Annotated in this window: 15 protein-coding genes; 12 read left to right on the forward strand and 3 right to left on the reverse strand. The window is 47.7% G+C overall.

Annotated elements, in window-relative coordinates:
• Positions 1-345 precede the first annotated feature (345 nt).
• The 6 genes from GJB59_RS15125 to GJB59_RS15150 all read left to right on the forward strand — a co-directional run bounded on the left by GJB59_RS15125 (position 346) and on the right by GJB59_RS15150 (position 7,696).
• The gene (locus tag GJB59_RS15125; RefSeq protein WP_142825912.1) at positions 346-525 is read left to right on the forward strand and encodes a hypothetical protein; all 180 of its coding nucleotides are present in this window, start codon (positions 346-348) and stop codon (positions 523-525) included.
• Positions 522-1,940 (forward strand): amidase, encoded by a 1,419-nt coding sequence (locus GJB59_RS15130; RefSeq protein ID WP_142825913.1) that lies wholly within the window; start codon positions 522-524, stop codon positions 1,938-1,940. The genes GJB59_RS15125 and GJB59_RS15130 overlap by 4 nt, the downstream gene beginning before the upstream one ends.
• A gap of 316 nt (positions 1,941-2,256) precedes the next feature.
• Positions 2,257-3,198, forward strand: a complete 942-nt coding sequence (locus tag GJB59_RS15135) for an acetamidase/formamidase family protein (RefSeq protein WP_142825914.1) — start codon at positions 2,257-2,259, stop codon at positions 3,196-3,198.
• Positions 3,199-3,375: 177 nt separating this feature from the next.
• The gene (locus GJB59_RS15140; RefSeq protein ID WP_142825915.1) at positions 3,376-4,380 is read left to right on the forward strand and encodes a GNAT family N-acetyltransferase; all 1,005 of its coding nucleotides are present in this window, start codon (positions 3,376-3,378) and stop codon (positions 4,378-4,380) included.
• A gap of 24 nt (positions 4,381-4,404) precedes the next feature.
• On the forward strand, positions 4,405-5,358 hold the full coding sequence (locus GJB59_RS15145; protein WP_142825916.1) for a hypothetical protein: 954 nt from the start codon (positions 4,405-4,407) through the stop codon (positions 5,356-5,358).
• Positions 5,359-5,572: 214 nt separating this feature from the next.
• Complete coding sequence (locus GJB59_RS15150) at positions 5,573-7,696, forward strand: LTA synthase family protein (RefSeq protein ID WP_142825917.1); 2,124 nt, start codon at positions 5,573-5,575, stop codon at positions 7,694-7,696.
• Between the two features lie 47 nt (positions 7,697-7,743).
• On the opposite strand, the gene GJB59_RS15155 is transcribed toward GJB59_RS15150, so the two are convergent.
• Positions 7,744-9,360, reverse strand: a complete 1,617-nt coding sequence (locus GJB59_RS15155; protein ID WP_142825918.1) for an aryl-sulfate sulfotransferase — start codon at positions 9,358-9,360, stop codon at positions 7,744-7,746.
• 175 nt (positions 9,361-9,535) lie between these two features.
• Between GJB59_RS15155 and GJB59_RS15160 the strand changes: the two genes are divergently transcribed.
• From GJB59_RS15160 to GJB59_RS15170, 3 genes are all read left to right on the forward strand, one after another.
• Entirely contained in the window at positions 9,536-9,919 is a 384-nt protein-coding gene (locus GJB59_RS15160; protein WP_142825919.1) for a VOC family protein, read from the forward strand.
• Positions 9,920-9,943: 24 nt separating this feature from the next.
• The gene (locus GJB59_RS15165; RefSeq protein ID WP_185959966.1) at positions 9,944-10,120 is read left to right on the forward strand and encodes a hypothetical protein; all 177 of its coding nucleotides are present in this window, start codon (positions 9,944-9,946) and stop codon (positions 10,118-10,120) included.
• Positions 10,121-10,475: 355 nt separating this feature from the next.
• On the forward strand, positions 10,476-11,450 hold the full coding sequence (locus GJB59_RS15170) for a N(5)-(carboxyethyl)ornithine synthase (protein WP_142825920.1): 975 nt from the start codon (positions 10,476-10,478) through the stop codon (positions 11,448-11,450).
• 65 nt (positions 11,451-11,515) lie between these two features.
• On the opposite strand, the gene GJB59_RS15175 is transcribed toward GJB59_RS15170, so the two are convergent.
• Positions 11,516-12,301, reverse strand: coding sequence for an SGNH/GDSL hydrolase family protein (locus tag GJB59_RS15175; RefSeq protein WP_236015716.1), 786 nt, complete (start codon positions 12,299-12,301; stop codon positions 11,516-11,518).
• A gap of 198 nt (positions 12,302-12,499) precedes the next feature.
• On the opposite strand from GJB59_RS15175, the gene GJB59_RS15180 reads away from it, so the two are divergent.
• Positions 12,500-12,868, forward strand: a complete 369-nt coding sequence (locus tag GJB59_RS15180) for a helix-turn-helix domain-containing protein (protein WP_142825922.1) — start codon at positions 12,500-12,502, stop codon at positions 12,866-12,868.
• A gap of 194 nt (positions 12,869-13,062) precedes the next feature.
• Positions 13,063-13,575, forward strand: a complete 513-nt coding sequence (locus GJB59_RS15185) for a cation:proton antiporter domain-containing protein (protein WP_268951332.1) — start codon at positions 13,063-13,065, stop codon at positions 13,573-13,575.
• A 44-nt stretch (positions 13,576-13,619) separates the two neighbouring features.
• Here the strand turns inward: GJB59_RS15185 and GJB59_RS15190 are convergent, their stop codons facing one another.
• The gene (locus GJB59_RS15190) at positions 13,620-15,851 is read right to left on the reverse strand and encodes a bifunctional diguanylate cyclase/phosphodiesterase (RefSeq protein ID WP_142826228.1); all 2,232 of its coding nucleotides are present in this window, start codon (positions 15,849-15,851) and stop codon (positions 13,620-13,622) included.
• Positions 15,852-16,306: 455 nt separating this feature from the next.
• Between GJB59_RS15190 and galU the strand changes: the two genes are divergently transcribed.
• On the forward strand, positions 16,307-17,188 hold the full coding sequence (gene galU / locus GJB59_RS15195; protein WP_142825923.1) for a UTP--glucose-1-phosphate uridylyltransferase GalU: 882 nt from the start codon (positions 16,307-16,309) through the stop codon (positions 17,186-17,188).
• The last annotated feature ends 10 nt before the right edge of the window (positions 17,189-17,198 follow it).

Below are 17,198 nucleotides of genomic sequence, written 5' to 3' on the forward strand. Positions count from 1 at the left end.
TGGAACCGGTACTACCTGGCGGAAAGCGCAGGCATGCGCTTTCCAGGGGTTGGGCATCTATGCGGTCTTGAAGAAGGAGAAGCGGCAATACGATTCATAAAGGCCAAAATACGTTCCATTGCTTACAGAATATGACTCACAAAGCTCGAAATACGATCCACAATGACAAAACTGCGATTCTACCCTAACCCCTGGTCACCAAGGTAAAATCTTGCTGCTCAGGGGTTTATTCTGCTAAAAAATCCCCTCTAAATAGTCTGAACTATCTGCAAACTATGCTAAACTGGCGATAGACAGCCCAGATTCTCAGATGCTTTAAAATCATCCAAATGGGAGGACTTGCTTATGGCACAAGGCATTCACAGGATTTTAGAGGAACGAGGGATTCAGGTACCGGAGGCGCATCAGGAAATGCTGGCGCAGCAGATGCAGGCGGTGCAGCAATTGCGCAATACGGTGGACAATTCGCAGCTGAAGGATTTCGATATGGCGCTGACGCATGTGCCGGGAGGTGAACGGCCATGAATAGAGAATTGGCAGCCCAATCCATCGGGGAGTTGGCACCCAAGCTGCGCGACAAGCAGGTGTCGCCCGTTGAACTGGCCCAAGCAGTATTGGCCAATGTCGATGCTTACAACGGCGAAATCAATGCTTTTATTCGCGTGCAAAAGGAACAGGCGCTGGAATCGGCGAGGCAGGCAGAGCAGGAGATCCAAAGCGGCAATTACCGCGGCTTCCTGCACGGCATCCCGATGGCGCTGAAAGATATTTTGTATTTTAAGGACGAACCGGCAACGATGGGCTCAAAAATCCATGAAGGTTTTATAGCCGACTTTGACGCAACGGTAGTGTCGAAGCTCAAGTTATCTGGCGTGACGTTTCACGGCAAACTCAATATGCACGAATATGCCTGGGGCGCGACAACAACCAATCCTCACTACGGTGCATGCAAAAATCCGTGGGACTTAAGCAAAATTCCAGGAGGCTCAAGTGGCGGTTCGGGTGCAGCGGTCGCAGCGAACATGACGATTGCCTCGCTCGGGACGGATACCGGTGGTTCAATTCGAATCCCGGCGTCGAGCTGCGGCATTATCGGTTTAAAGCCGACGCATGGCCGCATCAGCAAGTACGGCTGTTTTCCGCTATCGTGGAGCCTCGATCATATCGGGCCGATGACAAAAACCGTCTTTGATGCCGCGCTTCTTCTGGAAGTGCTCGGCGGCTACGACCCGAAAGACCCGACCTCGGTCGACCGGCCGACACAAAACTATTCCGGAGGGTTGAACGAAGATGTCAAAGGGATGGTCATCGGCATCGAAGAAAGCTATTTTTTCAAAAATGTCGACAACCGAGTCAATGAGGCGGTGCAAAATGCGCTGCAGCAGTTGGAGAAGCTGGGTGCCCGGATCGAACCGGTACGGATTCCGTCACTTGCGCAAGCTGAATTTGCGGAACTGGTCACCATCACTACTGAAGCGAGCGCTATCCATCACGACAACCTCGTCAAACAGCCGGAGAAATTCGGTGAAGATGTCCGCTTCCTGCTCGAGGTAGGCGAGCTGATGTCCGGTGTCGATTATGTACAGTCCCAGCAGATCCGCCGCAAGCTGGATCTCGAATTTGCGGCAGCTTTTGAAAAAGTGGACGTGCTCATTTCGCCGACCCTGCCATTCCTGTCGCCGCCGATCGGCGACAGCACCGTCGATATCAATGGCCAGGCGCTGAGTTTTTTAGATGAAGTTATCCGTTTTACGGGTCCCGGAAATCTTACCGGCTTGCCCGCGCTCAGCATCCCGTGCGGCGTCCGCGACGGAATGCCAGTCGGCCTGCAAATCATGGGTCCCGCTTTCCAGGAGGAAAAAGTCCTCAACGTCGCCTATGCGCTCGAAAAGCTCGAATTGATGCAAGGGCAGAAGGCGGACTTAAAGGTTATCCGATAACTCGTTTCGGCTGGCATACGATTCGCTGAATGCGAAATGCGATCCATTGCGGATAAAATACGATCCATAGCGAATAAAATACGATCCATAGCGAATAAAATATGTTCCACAACACGAAAATTACGATTCTGAAGCGGAAAGCGCAGACTTGCGCTTTCCTGGGGTTGGGTATACAAGCGGTTTTCGGGCTTTGTCTCGTATTGGGCCCCATTTGTACTGCCTATTGCCCACTCTGGACGGTATGTCCATTTTGCTGGAAGAAACCACTGGTTTTATTCCATAATCCGACTTTCCAACCAAGAAAGGATGAACTTAATTGGCCAACACGCATAAATTTCCGGAAGACCGCGTGCATTACACGTGGGATAAAGATCCGCAGCCGGTCCTAACGATCGACAGCGGGGATCAGGTGGATTTCTCCACGCGGGAAGTGGCGGACAATCAATTCAATAAAGATTCCAAAACCGAAGACATCGCTACGCTCGACTGGGCGAAAGTCTATCCGCTTGCGGGACCAGTCGGGATTCGTGGAGCGGAACCGGGCGACACATTGGAAGTGGAAATCCTTGCTCTGACACCGGGAAGCTGGGGGTGGATGGCTATTTTGCCGGGGCTGGGCCTCTTGCCAGAAGAGTTTCCGGATGCCTATTTGCGGACCTTTGATTTGAGCGATGGGGAGTTTATCCAGTTCAGCGACAACATCAAAGTGCCGATCACCCCGTTTCTCGGCACGATGGGTGTTGGTCCGGCAAACGCCGAGGGCCAGACGATCATGCCGCCCGGAACATTTGGCGGCAATATGGACACCCGGCAATTGACCGTCGGCACGAAACTGTATCTGCCGGTGCAGGTTGCAGGCGCGATGTTCAGCTGCGGTGACGCCCATGCGGCGCAAGGCGACGGTGAAGTTTGTGTGACGGCACTCGAATGTCCGATGCAGGCGTCGCTGAAATTCCGCCTCATCAAAGGCAAGACGATTCCGGCGCCGCAGTTCCATACGGCTAGCGCACTGACGCCAAAAGTCGACCATAAAGGGTTTTACGGCACGACTGGCGTAGGACCTGATTTAATGGAAGCTGCGCGCGATTCCGTCCGCGCCATGGTCGACCACATCTCTGAAAACTACGGCCTTGAACCCAAAGATGCGTACTTGCTGTGCAGTTTATGCGTTGACCTTAAAATTTCCGAAATCGTCGATGCCGGGCAGTATATTGTCAGTGCTGTACTGCCGCTCGCGGTGATTCAGAAAAATGAATAAAAGAGGGAAGCGCTGCCAAATCCGGCGCGCTTTTTCTTTCTTTGAAAAATTTACATAGAGTTATCTTAATTGTCTGTATTATTTGTAAATATAATGATAAAATAACATCAAGTTTGCAAGTATCGGTCATAAAGCGACAATGCTCAAAATAACTTTAGTATGAAGGGGATCCTCTGGATGAAAGATATTTACTTTGAGAAAGATTATGGGCGTTTGTACGAAAAGATTGAGAATGGTGAGTGTGAGGAATTTATTTTTCGGCATGAATTAGGCGTGGTTCAGCATTTATTTATCAAACGCAACATTCCGATTGAGCTGGAGGGAGAAGTATTCTACGATCTGGTGACGCCGTACGGATATGGGGGCCCGCGTATTGTCAGCGGCAGGGACGAGAACCGCGCAGCTCTCGCGGCTGCTTTCGAGCAGGCTTTCCGGGAGCACTGCCTCGAAGAAGGCATTGTGGCCGAGTCTGTCCGTTTTCACCCGATCATCAAAAATCATCTGGATTTCGGTTCCTGCTATGAGCTGAGTTTCAAACGCAATACGATTCAAACTCGCCTCGCCGGCATTGATGATCCCATTCTCACGGAATACTCGGCTTCGTGCAGACGGGACATCCGCCACGGGCTGAAAGCTGGCGTGGAATATCGTGTCATCGACCATCCAGAGAACTTGAAAGATTTCAAGGAGTTGTATACTTCCACTCTTCAGCGCAACGATGCGGATTCGGTTTATTATTTTGACGATGAGTATTTTCAAAACTGCATCGATTGGCTCGGAGACTATTTGGTTGTTGTGGAAGTGAAATACGAAGACAAGATCATCGGCATGAGCCTGAACTTTGTTTGCGGCGACTCTATTCATGTCCATCTGACGGGAACGCGCCAGGAGTTCCATCAACTGGCTCCGGCTTACATTCTGCAATACGCCCTTGTGTTATGGGGAAAAGAGCAGGGCAAGCAATTGATTCATCATGGAGGCGGGCGGACCGGAGAAGCGAACGACAAGCTTTATCTATTTAAGAAAAAATTTGGCCGCAATGAGGAGTTCGAGTATTTTATCGGACAAAAAATATGGAATCAAACAGTGTATGAACGGCTTTGCGAAAGAGTGGATGCGCCTGCCGATGCAAGGCGCTTTCCAGCATACCGCCTTGATGATTCCCTTGTACCGATAAGCTGAAGCACAAATAGGAGGAAGTCTCACATGAAAGAAATAGGCGGATATTTTGGGTTGGATGATTTGGTCAGAAATGAATTTTACGAGGAGTTGCTTGCGCTCAATAGCGGGCGGAATTCTTTGCTGTATTTAATGAAGGCACGGAATATCACGAAACTGCACATCCCATATTATTTATGCGACTCCGTCAGTAACCTGCTGAAGGAGTATGGCTACAATTTCGAGTATTATCACATTGACCAGGAGTTTCAGCCGATTTTTGACAAGGAGCTGGAACAGGGAGAATTCCTGTACATTGTCAATTTGTATGGACAAACTGCGAACAGACAGACGCTGGCGCTAAAGCAGCGTTTCGGACAAGTGATTCTTGACCATAGCCATGCCTTTTTCCAGGAGCCTGTGGAAGGTGTTGACACAATTTACTCGTGCCGCAAATTTTTCGGCGTGCCGGACGGCGCTTATTTGGCGACCGATGCTGTTCTGCATGAAACGCTTGAGCAAGATGTATCTCTTGATCGCATGAGCCATATCATGGGGCGTTATGAAGGAACGGCCAGCGGCTATTATGCTGACTTTCGGCGAAATGGAGATGCCTTGGATGCAACACCGCTCCGGACGATGTCAAAACTGACGCGTAATCTGATGGGTGCAATCGACTACGGACAGGCGCGCCAGACGCGAAATGAAAACTATGCTTACTTGGAGCAGCAGCTGGGGGCAGACAATCCCTTAAAATTGACGGTGCCGGATGGTGCTTTTGCTTATCCATTTCTGGTGGAGGACGGTACAGCCATCCGGAACAAGCTGGTCGAACAGAAAATTTACATACCGCTTCTTTGGCCGAATGTAATGAGCGACTGTCCGGAAGACAGCATCGAATACCAGTACGCGGCAAACATCCTGCCGCTGCCGTGCGACCAGCGCTATGGAATAGAGGATATGGCGTATTTGGTGGAAAAGGTAAAGGGGCAGTTGACTTAACATCCACGATTGGCAAAACAGAAAAGGCATCCTAAAAGGAACGGGCCCAAAGCTCGTTCCTTTTTTGGTTGCCGCAGTTTTAGCCGAGAAAATCCTCGCTCATTTGTAAATTAACTGTAAAAAATATTAAATTCTTGTAAAGAGTATTGGAAAAACGATGCTATAATAAACTGAATAGTTGAATAAATAAATCTTTGAAATAGAGGAAAGAGTGATGAAGTTGTTCACAAATCTTCCAAGGGAGCTGCCTATAAAAAAACTGGCGGTCTGGATGTTGACAGCGTTTTTTATGATTGGCTTACCGCTGCTGACCTTGTATATCAGTGAAACCATTGTTCGACAGGCATTGGATATGCCGTTTTCCGTTTGGACGACAGAGTTTACAAAGCGTTTTGCATTAAATGCCATCATCTTAATTGCCATCTTTAATGTCTTGTATATTTTGCCGCGCAAATGGTTCCTGTTCACCAGCTTTGGGCTGAGCTGCGTCTTGGTCATTTTTGCGATCGCCAATAGTATAAAAATCGAGCTGCGCAATTCCCCGATTTCATTGGGAGATTTTGCGCTGTTAGATGAATTGCGCGGCTTGGAAAATCCCGTCGATTTGTCAATGCCGCTCATTGTTGGGGGTTGTGCGGTTTTTCTGGCAATCACAGTGGGAATTTTTTGGCTGGTGCCAAAAATCAAAGAGCTGTGGTGGATGAAAGTTGGTATATCTCTGATTTCCTTGGCGTTTCTTGCGATGCTGTGGACCGGCTATCCGTTTTCCCCGATGGAGAAAGTGCAGTTTCAAAACACGTGGTGGCAGCAGGAAGTCGGAACGATGAGAAACGGATTGTTTGGCAATTTCGTCCTGCTGGCACAACAGTCGAACATCGACCCACCGGAGGGCTATTCGGAAAACAGGATTGAATCGATTGGCAATGAGTATGTGCCAGCTGGCGGCACCGCAGGAGAAAAACCAAATGTCGTCATACTCATGAGTGAGGCATTTATCGATCCTTATCATTTTGGAGCTGAGAATTTCACTGAAGATCCAATTCCGAATTTCCGCCAGTTTTATGAAGAATCGCTGCACGGCACGATGTATTCGCCGGAGTTCGGCGGCGGGACTGCCAATGTCGAGTTCGAGGCGTTGACGGGTTTGAGCCGCCAGTTTATGCCCGACAGCTCGGTCGCTTATCAGCTGTATGTCAAAAAACCTCTGCCATCTGCGGCCTATGCGTTTAAAGCGGCAGGGTATGAGACGACAGCGATTCATTCGTATTTCGGCTGGTATTACCAGCGTGAATCCGTCTATCGCCTATTGGGTTTTGACCAGTTTATCTCAGGTGAATTCATGGATCTCGACCACGCCCTCGGTTCGGGCTGGGGGTTTCCGAAAGACCACAACATCTCCACTTCGGTGCTGGAAACTCTGGATGCAACAGAAGGCAAGGATTTTGTCCATGCGGTAGCGGTTGAAGGCCATCAGCCTTATCAGCCTCAGGAAGATTCTCCATTTATCAAAACCGGGGGGCTTCCAGACATTACCCGGCAGTATTTAAATAAATTCACTGACAGGATGAACAGTGTCGACAAAGAAATCGGCCGTCTTGTTGAGGAGCTTGAAAAGCGCAGTGAGCCGACCATTCTTATCTTTTTCGGCGATCATTACCCGACTTTCGGAAACAATGATCAAGTCTACGGCGCACAAGGTACGCAAGTGGCGAACAATATGCTGGGGGATTACGAAGATTTCATCAACACCCATAATGTTCCTTATTTTATCTGGAATTCGGAAGGCAATGAACCAGAAGAGTTGGACTTGTCGCCAAACCAATTTGGAGCCATCGCTTTGGAGATGGCCGGTGTGGAAGGCAATGCGGTGACCGCTATATTGGATGACATGCGGGCAAAAGGCGATGCCGTTATTCCGTATAACCAGTGGCAACAACAGATGGGCGCGCAGACTGAAGAAATGGAGGATCTGCACCAACTGCAATACGATTTGCTTCACGGCAGCCGGCATGTGGAAGAGGCGATTCCCGGTTTGATCGATGCACCGGCGGAAGATTACCACCTTGGCCTGGCGTCTGACATGGAAATACAGGAAATCACCAGTCTTGGCAGCGCCTATGAAATCCTTGCCGAAGGCGTCCCGAAATTCACCAAACTCTTAAGTGAAGATGACACAGAGCTGGTAGCCGAATGGAATGAACTGGGCAATGGCCGTTCTTCATTCACAGTCAATAAAAGCGATGTGGAAGCGGGAGAAAAATTCCGGTTTGCACTCTACGATTCGCTGGATAATATCCTCCGGAGCACCGACTATTTTGAGATAGCGGAAGCTCCATAACGGGAAAAAGAGCAAGTGAAGATTGACTTCACTTGCTCTTTTTTGCTTTATTCAAACCAATAATCCTCAAAGCGATGCTTAAAGACCCGGTAAGAGAACGTGCTCGCTTCGTAGTTGAACTGAGCCAGCAAGTCGCCTTCTGCACTGTATTCTTCCAGGGTCTTGGCCATGCCGCTGTTGACGACGATCGAGTCGCCGATCAATTGGGCGTTGCTGACGATAGAGGAATAGGGCACATCAAACTCCTGGACCAGATCGTAGCTGCGTGTGCTTTCATCGACCAGGTATTTGGTGAATTTGGAGCGGTCCTCGCCATTGGCTTCGAATGTCTGGCTGGTTTCGCGGATGACCGCACCTTCATAATCGGGGCGGCTTTCATACCACCAGTAATTGTTATTGTACATATACAAGTAGTACTGGCCTTCCGGCAGGCTGTCGTCTGCCACATAGGTGACGGAATGCTGGCCGGCCTGGCTCGGAAATTCACTGGATTTTTGGAGCCGCAAGTCTTCGCCTTCGGTGCCGGCCCAAACATCATGTATGCCGATCAAGTAGTTGATCGCCGGCTGTGTATAGATGTCGTCGACTTTGATGATAGTCGAGTTTTCACGTGCACTGAGAATCACCGAGTCGCCAACCAAGTCGATGGAGTTAAAATGGATCCAGTCCCAGACGCTTTTTTCGTCCATTTCCACAGGCTGGGTTTCTTGCTTGTAGCCGCTCAGCAATTCATTGAAATCTATGAGCAGTTTTTGTTCGCCTGTATTGAGGTCAATGCTCATCACCATGTCCTCGACGGTATCTTTCGAGGAATCGGAAACCAGTGCCAGCACCTGGCCGTCGTCGTTGATGACAAAATCATGATGCATGACATAGCCATTCAGTTCATACGTATCGGTGATTTTGCCGAGCGGGTTCATCCGGGCGAGTTTCTGGTCAGTGGCAGTAAAGACCATCGAATCTTCGAAAGCCGCCATTCGGTCCATCCGGTAATCCTCGGAAACAATTTCCGCGCGCAAAGTGCCGTCGTTATCAAACAGGAACGTATAGCCGTCGTAATTATTGATGCCCATCAGCACAAACAAGCCGTCTGCAAGCTCCGTATTGCCGGATGCCGCTGTCTGCTCCATGGTAATCGGGTAGCCGGAGGTGGTTTCTGGTGCGGCCACCTTGAATGAATACGTATCGCCTTCCATTCCTTCTTCATTGATATACGTGACAGAAACGGTGTTTTCTTTACCGGGAACGAGGCCGATCAGCTGGTATTCTGCGATTGCCGCATCGGTATTTGCATCTTTTGCTGCGCGTGTGAAATCAGCTGTGCCTTCTGCTGAAATGGTGTATTCCAATGTGCCGGAATCCGCTGCCTGGAAATGGAGATAGAGCCCCGTTGTGTTGGTGCCGAACGGGTTCATCACTGCAAGCGGTTCTTCAACGGCATAGTTTTCTTGATCCTTTAAAGCGTCCAGCTCCTGCTGAAGCTGCTCGACTACGTTGACATCATAAGCGGAACTCGAAGCGCTGACCCGCGTATCGAGAAATGTCAGTTTTTCCACCGGGACCTCTATTTCGCCATGATCGTCTATCTTTACTTCATCGCTGCAAGCTGTCAGCAAAGCCGCAGCCATCAGCAGAGCAGCAGGAAGCCAAATTTTTCGTTTCATATGTAATCCTCCATTATGTGATGGTAATCAATAAATCTTAGTAACTTTAACACAATTAGAAAGGTAAATTCAATTTAATGATGGAAATTTGTCATTTTGTTCATTGGAATTAAAAGGGTTTTGGATTCTTTTCGGCGAATCACTTTGGAAATAAAACAAAAAGGGAGTGTGTTTCATGACTGAAGAATTCAAGATACAGCCCGGCTCTATCATTTCGGCAGATTTGACTGTCCATCACGCAGAAGGGGTCCGCGATTTCTATAAGGAAGTAATTGGCTGGCAGCACAGCGGTTTCCGGATGGGGGACTATGACGATTACATGATGAATACGCCGGATGGCAACCCGGCAGCCGGCATCTGCCACCAGGCGGGCGTCAATAGAGGGCTGCCGCAGCTTTGGATCGTTTATTTTGCAGTGGCAGACTTGAAGCAAAGCCTGGAAATGTGCCGGAATCGCGGCGGCATCGTCCATCGCCAACCGGAAGGCACCATCACCTCCGGAAGCTACGCCATCATCGAATATCCTGCCGGCGCATTCTGCGGATTGAGCCAGACTTAGGATGCGTGTTGAAGGGAAAGCGCTTTGGCAGGAACCGTCCGATATTCGGCTGTATTGTTGAAATACGATCCATTCAAATCGAAATACGTTCCATTGCGAATGAAATACGATCCACAGCTTCCCGAATACGATCCCAAAGCGGAAAGCGCAGGACTGCGCTTTCCTTGTTTTGTGCGTCCAGCAGTTGTGATGAACTTTTAAAAGGAAATCCTGCATATTAGCATAGCTTCAGAAAAAATCAATGCATCAAAAAAATACAAATTCAGAACGGATATATATGGCTGATTCCATGTAAATTCAAGGTAAACAAAAGTCTCTTTATTCCAGCTGTGTAGAGGATGTGAACGCTTACGTACGTTTATTTAAAATCTGTAAGACAAAATGCTTATATCCCGTTCCATATATGGTATGATGCAGAATAGATCAGCTATACGGAAACGATATTGATATATTAACTCACTCGACAATTTTTGAGGGTTGTCCGGTCGATTCTGTATGAAATGTCTATTATCAGCCGATCAGGATCAAGCAGCATTCATCAATTGGAGGTTTTATTATGTACACAATCGGATTTGTCATCAGCCATAAAAACAACGAAAAAAGAAGAGCGCTTTTGCCGAAGGACATGCCGAACATCAAGAACATCGGACAGCTATACTTTGAAATTGGCTACGGCGACGCACTTGGCTTTTCGGACGCCGAATACGAGGTTTCCGGTGCGCAATTTGTATCGCGTGAAAAAGTATTGCAATGCGATGCAATTGTCGACGTAAAATTAGGCAATGCGGATTATTTCGACCAGTTGACGCCAGGGAAACTATTGATTGGCTGGGCACACGCAGTTCAGGACATCGCGTTTACCGACGCGGTTCTTGCGGGGGACCACACCGTGGTTGCTTGGGAAGAAATGTTCGAAGACGGCCGCTATATTTTCTACCGCAACCGGGAAGTGGCCGGGGAAGCTGCAGTTCTTCAGGCTTACCAGTACTGCGGCAAAATGCCGTACGAAACGAAAGTGGCGGTTCTTGGAAATGGCCATACGACCAAAGGCGTGCTGCGCATCCTTCACGGCCTCGGCGCAGATGTTGATGTATACGGACGCAAGCTGGAATCCCTATTCATCAAAAACATGGGCCATTACGATGTGTTGGTCAACTGTGTGATGTGGGACACGACCCGTACGGATCGCATCATCTACAAGGAAGATTTAAAACGCCTGAAAAAGGGCGCGATGATCATCGACGTCAGCTGCGACCCGAACATGGAAATCGAGACGTCCCGTCCGTCAACCATTGATGATCCCGTCTACACGGTGGATGGCATCATCCATTATACGGTGGACAACACCCCTGCGATGTTCCCGCACACTGTCACAAAAGTGCTGAGCGAAGGATTTTCGCCGATGGTCGATAATTTTGTCGAAGGCAATTGGACGGAGATGATCCGCAATTCTGTTGTCATCGAAAACGGCAGCATTCTCGATCACCATATTAAAGAGTTCAGAGAAGCCAGAAACCTATTGGTCAAGTAATTAAAAAAGAGTCTCTTCCGGTGAAATCGTTGATTTCGCGGGAAGAGACTTTTCTTATGAACTCATTATTGTTCCAAAAGTTCCATTGTCAAATACACTTTGAATTTGTCGAACAGGTAAGCCTGCCCCTTCGTATTTGGATGCATTACATTTTGCATCAATTCTTTCTGGGGAATTTTCTTATCGTGCACTTCATCGGCCATGATGCTGTAAAAATCAAAGAAATGGCGGCCTTCTTCAGCAGCCAGTCTGCGGCTGGCTGCCACATACGGCAGCATTTTTATGTTTTCATTAACGGAGAGCGTCGGATTCGGTGTTCGGATCAATACTTCACTGTCGCCGGATGCCATTATTTCTTCTACGATGAGTTCATAGTTTTCCGCATATTCTTTTGCGGGAATCTTCCAGCCGCCCAGCGCATCATTCAGCCCAGCGGAAATCACTACCAAATCCGGATCGTGGACCAAAACGTCGCTCGCCACCCGATCTTTCATGTGAAAAACGGTGTTGGCGTTCATGCCGGCATTAACAACTTCCACTTGATCCGGGTACTTTTCATCAAACCAGTTGGTGAGCAGCGTCACGTGATTCGGGTTGCCGTCCGGCAGGGAATCCGCAGAAGTGACATAATCACCAAGAAACACGATGGTCACTCCATCTCCAGCTGCCAGTTTTTCAGAAAAAGTAAGCTGTTCAGACTCTGTTTTTTCGGCTGCCTTTACTTGAATTTCTTCCGTTTCAGGCAGGACAGCAGTTTCTTCAGTTATTTTGATCGTTTCAAAGTTTCTTTCACCAATGATGATAATGATAATGAGGGCAACCGATAAGAGATAAATAGCGCTCTTTAGCATCATAATACCTACCTTTCATTTTAAATATTAATACCATATTACCATACAAGTAATCAAATTTATCTAAAATTTCAGAATATTTATGAGCAATCAGCCTCAAATGCTGTCGTAGAGGCTTTTATATCGTTTAAAAGCAGCAATGTGCGGGGATAATATAATAATTGTATAATTGCCATGGACACGAAAGGGGCGTTTTGAGTGAAGCAAATTGGAGAAAAGTTAAAGGACTTAAGAGAACAAAATGACTTGAGTGTGGATGATCTTGCTTCAGAACTGGGTTTTGCAAAAACGGTTATTTGGGGTTACGAGAGCGGCAAAAAGCAGGTAAGCGTTTCACATTTGGCGCTTCTAGCCGATTACTATAAAGTGACGATGGATTTTCTGTTGGAACGAGACGGATCTTCCAGCAAGCTGGATTTGAAGGAAATTGCAGACTTAGGCTCTGTAAATCTGGTCGTGGATGACCAGCCGGTAAATGAGGAAGAGCTCGCAGAAGTGATGTCCTACCTGCAAGTCAAACGCCGGTTAAAAGAAGAAAACGAACAAGTGAAACGTTCTGTAAACTAAGGGCGGCTGGCGCCGCTGGTTGTTTATCTATAAAACTATATCAAACGCAAGAGAACGGGCAGCCCATGGAACATCCGGGCACCCGTTTTTTTGACGGGTACAGATCTTAGAAACTGTTTCAAAAAGCGGAATTCAGGGAAAACCCACAGCTATGTAGAACTGCATCTTGGAGGAGATTTGAATGTCTGCAGCAGCTGTTTCAGCTTGCTGAAAGCCTTGGCTTCTCCAGTGTTTTGGCCACTGTTTCAGCCGGCATCATGCTGTCGGGGGAGTTTTCCCATGCCATTAAAGAAGACCATTACCGGGAATCGCTGTCGGGATTTTGGGGAGTGGCCGAACCATCGCTGCTATCTTTGTTGTTTTTGCTGATTGGGATCGAAGCGACAGAATATTTCGAGTGGAACAATTGGTTCCTGGCCATCCTGTTTTTATTTGCCGGCATTGCCATCCGTTTCTTCATTGTCGGAGGCACCTTCAAGCTGCTGGACCGCAAAAAGCATGAAGCAATCTGGAAAAAGTCGCTTCTTATTTCCTGGTCGGGCATTCGCGGTTCGATGTCGGTGTTTCTGCTTCTTCAGCTGGGCACAATGACGGAAGTGGGTGCTGCAGACGAGCTGATTTCGCTCAGCTTTTCAGTTGTCATCTTGTCGTTGATCGTCCAAAGCCTCGGTATTCATCCTCTGTCAAAACTATTGGATAGCAAATAAAAGAGCCCGTGGCTGGAAGTCTTGCTTCCGGCACGGGCTATTGGTTATGCTTTCAGATACAATTCTTCAATTTTGTCAGGGAGCAGCGGCTTCTGGAAGTAATAGCCCTGTGCCTGATTGCATTTCTTTTTTTTCAAAAACGCCAATTGCTCGCTTGTTTCGACACCTTCTGCAATAACATTCAGCTCCAGGTTATGTGCCATCTGAATGATGGTGTCGACCAGCGCCGCATCTTTTGGATCGTTGTGGATGTTGCGTGTGAAATGCTGGTCGATTTTCAAGGTGTCGACTGGAAACAATTTTAAATAGCTCAGCGAAGAATAGCCGGTGCCAAAATCATCAATTGATAAGTGAATGCCCATTGCTTTAAGCTCCCACATTTTTGAAATAGCAGATCGAGCGCCTTGAATGATGCTTTCTGTCAATTCCAATTCAAGAAACTCGGGCGACAATCCAGTGTCGGCTAAAACTGAAGTTACCACCGCTGCAATGTTGCTGTTCGAAAATTGTTTGGCTGAAATATTGACTGCCACACGGAATGGCGGCAATCCGGCATCCTGCCAGTCTTTGTTTTGCTGGCAGGCGGTCCGAAGAACAAATTCGCCAATGTGGAGAATCATGCCATTTTCTTCGGCAATGGGAATAAACTCAGCTGGCGAAATAGGTCCCCATTTTGTGTGGTGCCAACGCACTAAAGCTTCGACACCGATAATTTTCTCAGATTCAATATCAAATTGCGGCTGGTAATGTACCGTGAACTCACCCATCTCCAGTCCTTTGCGAATGCTCATGGCGATTTTGGATTTTCGGGACACCAAGTCATTCATTTCGGAAGTAAAGAACTGGAAATGGTTTTTGCCTTCATCTTTGACACGGTACATCGCAATGTCCGCATTTTTTACCAGTGTTTCAGAATCTTTGCCGTCCGCCGGATAGAGAGCAGCGCCGATAGAAGGAGTTGTGAAAACCGCTTCATTGTTCAATAAGAAGGGACTGTTCAGAACTTCTAAGATTTTCTGGGCTGTGGCTTCGGCTTTTTCATAATCGGCGTTCGGCAGCAGAAGAATGAATTCATCACCGCCAAGGCGCGCGATGGTGTCCGTTTTGGTGATGCACGACTGGATGCGGTCCGCCACTTCCACCAGAAGCTGGTCTCCGGTATGATGGCCGTATGTGTCATTGACCATTTTAAATTGATCGAGATCCAAATAAAGCACCGTCAAAACAGTGTTGTTTTCCAATGCCTGGCTCAGGCTTGAATCGAGCCGGTCATTGAACAATCGGCGATTCGGCAGGCCGGTCAGCGAATCCAGATAAACAAGATTGCTTATTTTTTCCTCGGACGCCCTGCGGTCGGTGATGTCCCGGATAATGAGGCTGTAATAAGAACCTTTGGCCGTCTCCCATGTCCCGGTAGACAACTCAACCGGAAATTGGCTGCCGCCTTTTTTCAGTCCCATCAATTCAATGGTTTTTCCAATAATGGCAACAGGCCCATGAGGAGAATCCATATTTTGATGTGCCTGTGGGAAAACCAGCCGAACATCCTGGTGGATAATTTCTTTCTTGCTGTAGCCGAACAGACACTCTGCCCCGTAATTCCATTGCATGACGAATCCTTTAGCGTCGGTGACCACGATGCCGTCAGTAGCAGATTCAATAACCGACAGAAATTGACGGTCGTATTCATCGGACAGCGACTTTACCTTGGTTTCACTGCGGATGCTGAGGATGGCGATCATCAAAATCAGCGCCATGCCAATGCCGACATTATAGGCGATATAGCTGTTGTCCATCGAATTGGCGGCTATGGCGGGATGATTATGGACCGCTTCAAAAGATGCAGCTGCCATGCCGATATAGTGCATGCCCGAAACTCCAAGAGCGATCAATGCAGCACTGGACGCCTTCAGCCAAAAAAGCTCCTGGCGGTTCCGTGAATAGTACAGCAGGAACATTGCCAGCAAAGAGGCTGCCAGCGCAACCACGACGGATAAAAGCCACAGCAGCTGATTATAATGAATGGTTGCCTGCATTTGCATTGCAGCCATGCCTGTATAATGCATCGCAACAATGCCAGTTGTGATTAGGACAGCGCCTGCCAAAACCTCGGTTTTTCGGACTTGCGGCTTGCTGATAATGGCAAAGGCAATTCCGCTTGCAAACAAAGCAGGCAAGATAGATGTAATGACCAGCGGCGTATTATACGCCACCTCCATCGACAAGTGGGAAGCAAGCATGCCGATAAAGTGCATCGACCAGATGCCGAGCCCCATGACAAGAGCGCCGAGCAAGATCCACTTGATGCGTGCTTTACCGACTGTTGCAAATAGCATTCCACTTATATTAAGGGCGATAAAAGCGGAAATAAGAACTACTATAATAGAAAGAAAGATCAAAACCGGATCGTAGGATAATGGGGAAACGTTCACTTCATTTGCACATCCTTCATAAAGTTCAGTAGGAAAAGGAATTTGGTATAGAAAATAGGAAATATTAGATGTAAGTATAGACATATGGTCCATTTATTCTAGCATCTTAATAGAAGTTTGCTAATTATTTTAAATTTCTGTTAACATTATCATGCCTATTTGCCCAATTTACTATATAATGGCTGTACAAGTTCTTTTGCTAATATAGGAAAGTATCTCTTATCAAATTATCTTTATTCTGAATAACTGTTATTATTAAACAATGTATATACAATAATTAGAAATGAGAAGGTGAAGAGATGCAAGTTAAAAAAGCGATAATTCCGGCTGCCGGTCTTGGAACACGATTCCTGCCAGCAACAAAAGCCATGCCAAAAGAAATGCTGCCGATTGTTGATAAGCCGACGATCCAATACATAGTGGAGGAAGCGATCGCCTCTGGAATTGAAGACATCATCATCGTGACGGGTAAAGGCAAACGTGCTATCGAAGATCATTTTGACCATGCCTTTGAATTGGAAGATACATTATTCAAAAAAGGGAAAACCGACATGCTGGACTCTGTCCTGGAAACTTCAAATGTGGAAATCCATTATATTCGCCAAAAAGAGCCGCTTGGCTTGGGTCACGCAATCTGGTCCGCCCGCCGCTTTATTGGCAATGAACCGTTTGCAGTGCTGCTCGGGGATGACATTGTTGAAAACGAAGATCCGTGCCTGGCCCAGTTGATGAGGCAAAACGAGCTGACCGGCAAAAGCGTCATCGGTGTCCAGCAAGTGCCGGAAGAGGAAACTCATCGCTACGGCATTATCGATCCGGTTTCCATTGACGGAAAATTGATCAAAGTTGATAAGTTTGTCGAGAAGCCGGAAGCGGGAACGGCACCTTCCAATTACGCCATTATGGGCCGTTACATCCTGACACCGGAAATTTTTGAGTTTTTGGGTCAGCACCAGCTTGGGGCGGGCGGAGAAATTCAATTGACGGATGCCATCCAAATGCTGAACGAAGTCCAATCCGTTTATGCTTATGAGTTTGAAGGACGCCGGTTTGATGTGGGCGAGAAGTTCGGGTTTATTGAGACGACGATTGAGTTTGCGTTAAAGCGCCCGGAATTGAGAGATCGGCTGTTGAAGCTTTTCGAAGAAAAGTTGAAGGAGTCGTATATCAAAGGAAAGTAGATTGTATGTT

It is taken from the genome of Planococcus soli, assembly GCF_016881065.1.
GTDB lineage: Bacteria > Bacillota > Bacilli > Bacillales_A > Planococcaceae > Planococcus > Planococcus soli.

Bases quoted from the DNA above. Each gene is read 5' to 3' on its own strand.
- GJB59_RS15145 (WP_142825916.1), top strand. From the start codon at position 4,405: ATGAAAGAAATAGGCGGATATTTTGGGTTGGATGATTTGGTCAGAAAT.
- GJB59_RS15130 (WP_142825913.1), top strand. From the start codon at position 522: ATGAATAGAGAATTGGCAGCCCAATCCATCGGGGAGTTGGCACCCAAG.
- GJB59_RS15175 (WP_236015716.1), bottom strand. From the start codon at position 12,301: ATGCTAAAGAGCGCTATTTATCTCTTATCGGTTGCCCTCATTATCATT.
- GJB59_RS15160 (WP_142825919.1), top strand. From the start codon at position 9,536: ATGACTGAAGAATTCAAGATACAGCCCGGCTCTATCATTTCGGCAGAT.
- galU (WP_142825923.1), top strand. From the start codon at position 16,307: ATGCAAGTTAAAAAAGCGATAATTCCGGCTGCCGGTCTTGGAACACGA.
- GJB59_RS15155 (WP_142825918.1), bottom strand. From the start codon at position 9,360: ATGAAACGAAAAATTTGGCTTCCTGCTGCTCTGCTGATGGCTGCGGCT.
- GJB59_RS15170 (WP_142825920.1), top strand. From the start codon at position 10,476: ATGTACACAATCGGATTTGTCATCAGCCATAAAAACAACGAAAAAAGA.
- GJB59_RS15150 (WP_142825917.1), top strand. From the start codon at position 5,573: ATGAAGTTGTTCACAAATCTTCCAAGGGAGCTGCCTATAAAAAAACTG.
- GJB59_RS15190 (WP_142826228.1), bottom strand. From the start codon at position 15,851: ATGGGGCTCGGCATCTGGTCGATGCACTTTATCGGCATGCTTGCTTCC.
- GJB59_RS15125 (WP_142825912.1), top strand. From the start codon at position 346: ATGGCACAAGGCATTCACAGGATTTTAGAGGAACGAGGGATTCAGGTA.
- GJB59_RS15140 (WP_142825915.1), top strand. From the start codon at position 3,376: ATGAAAGATATTTACTTTGAGAAAGATTATGGGCGTTTGTACGAAAAG.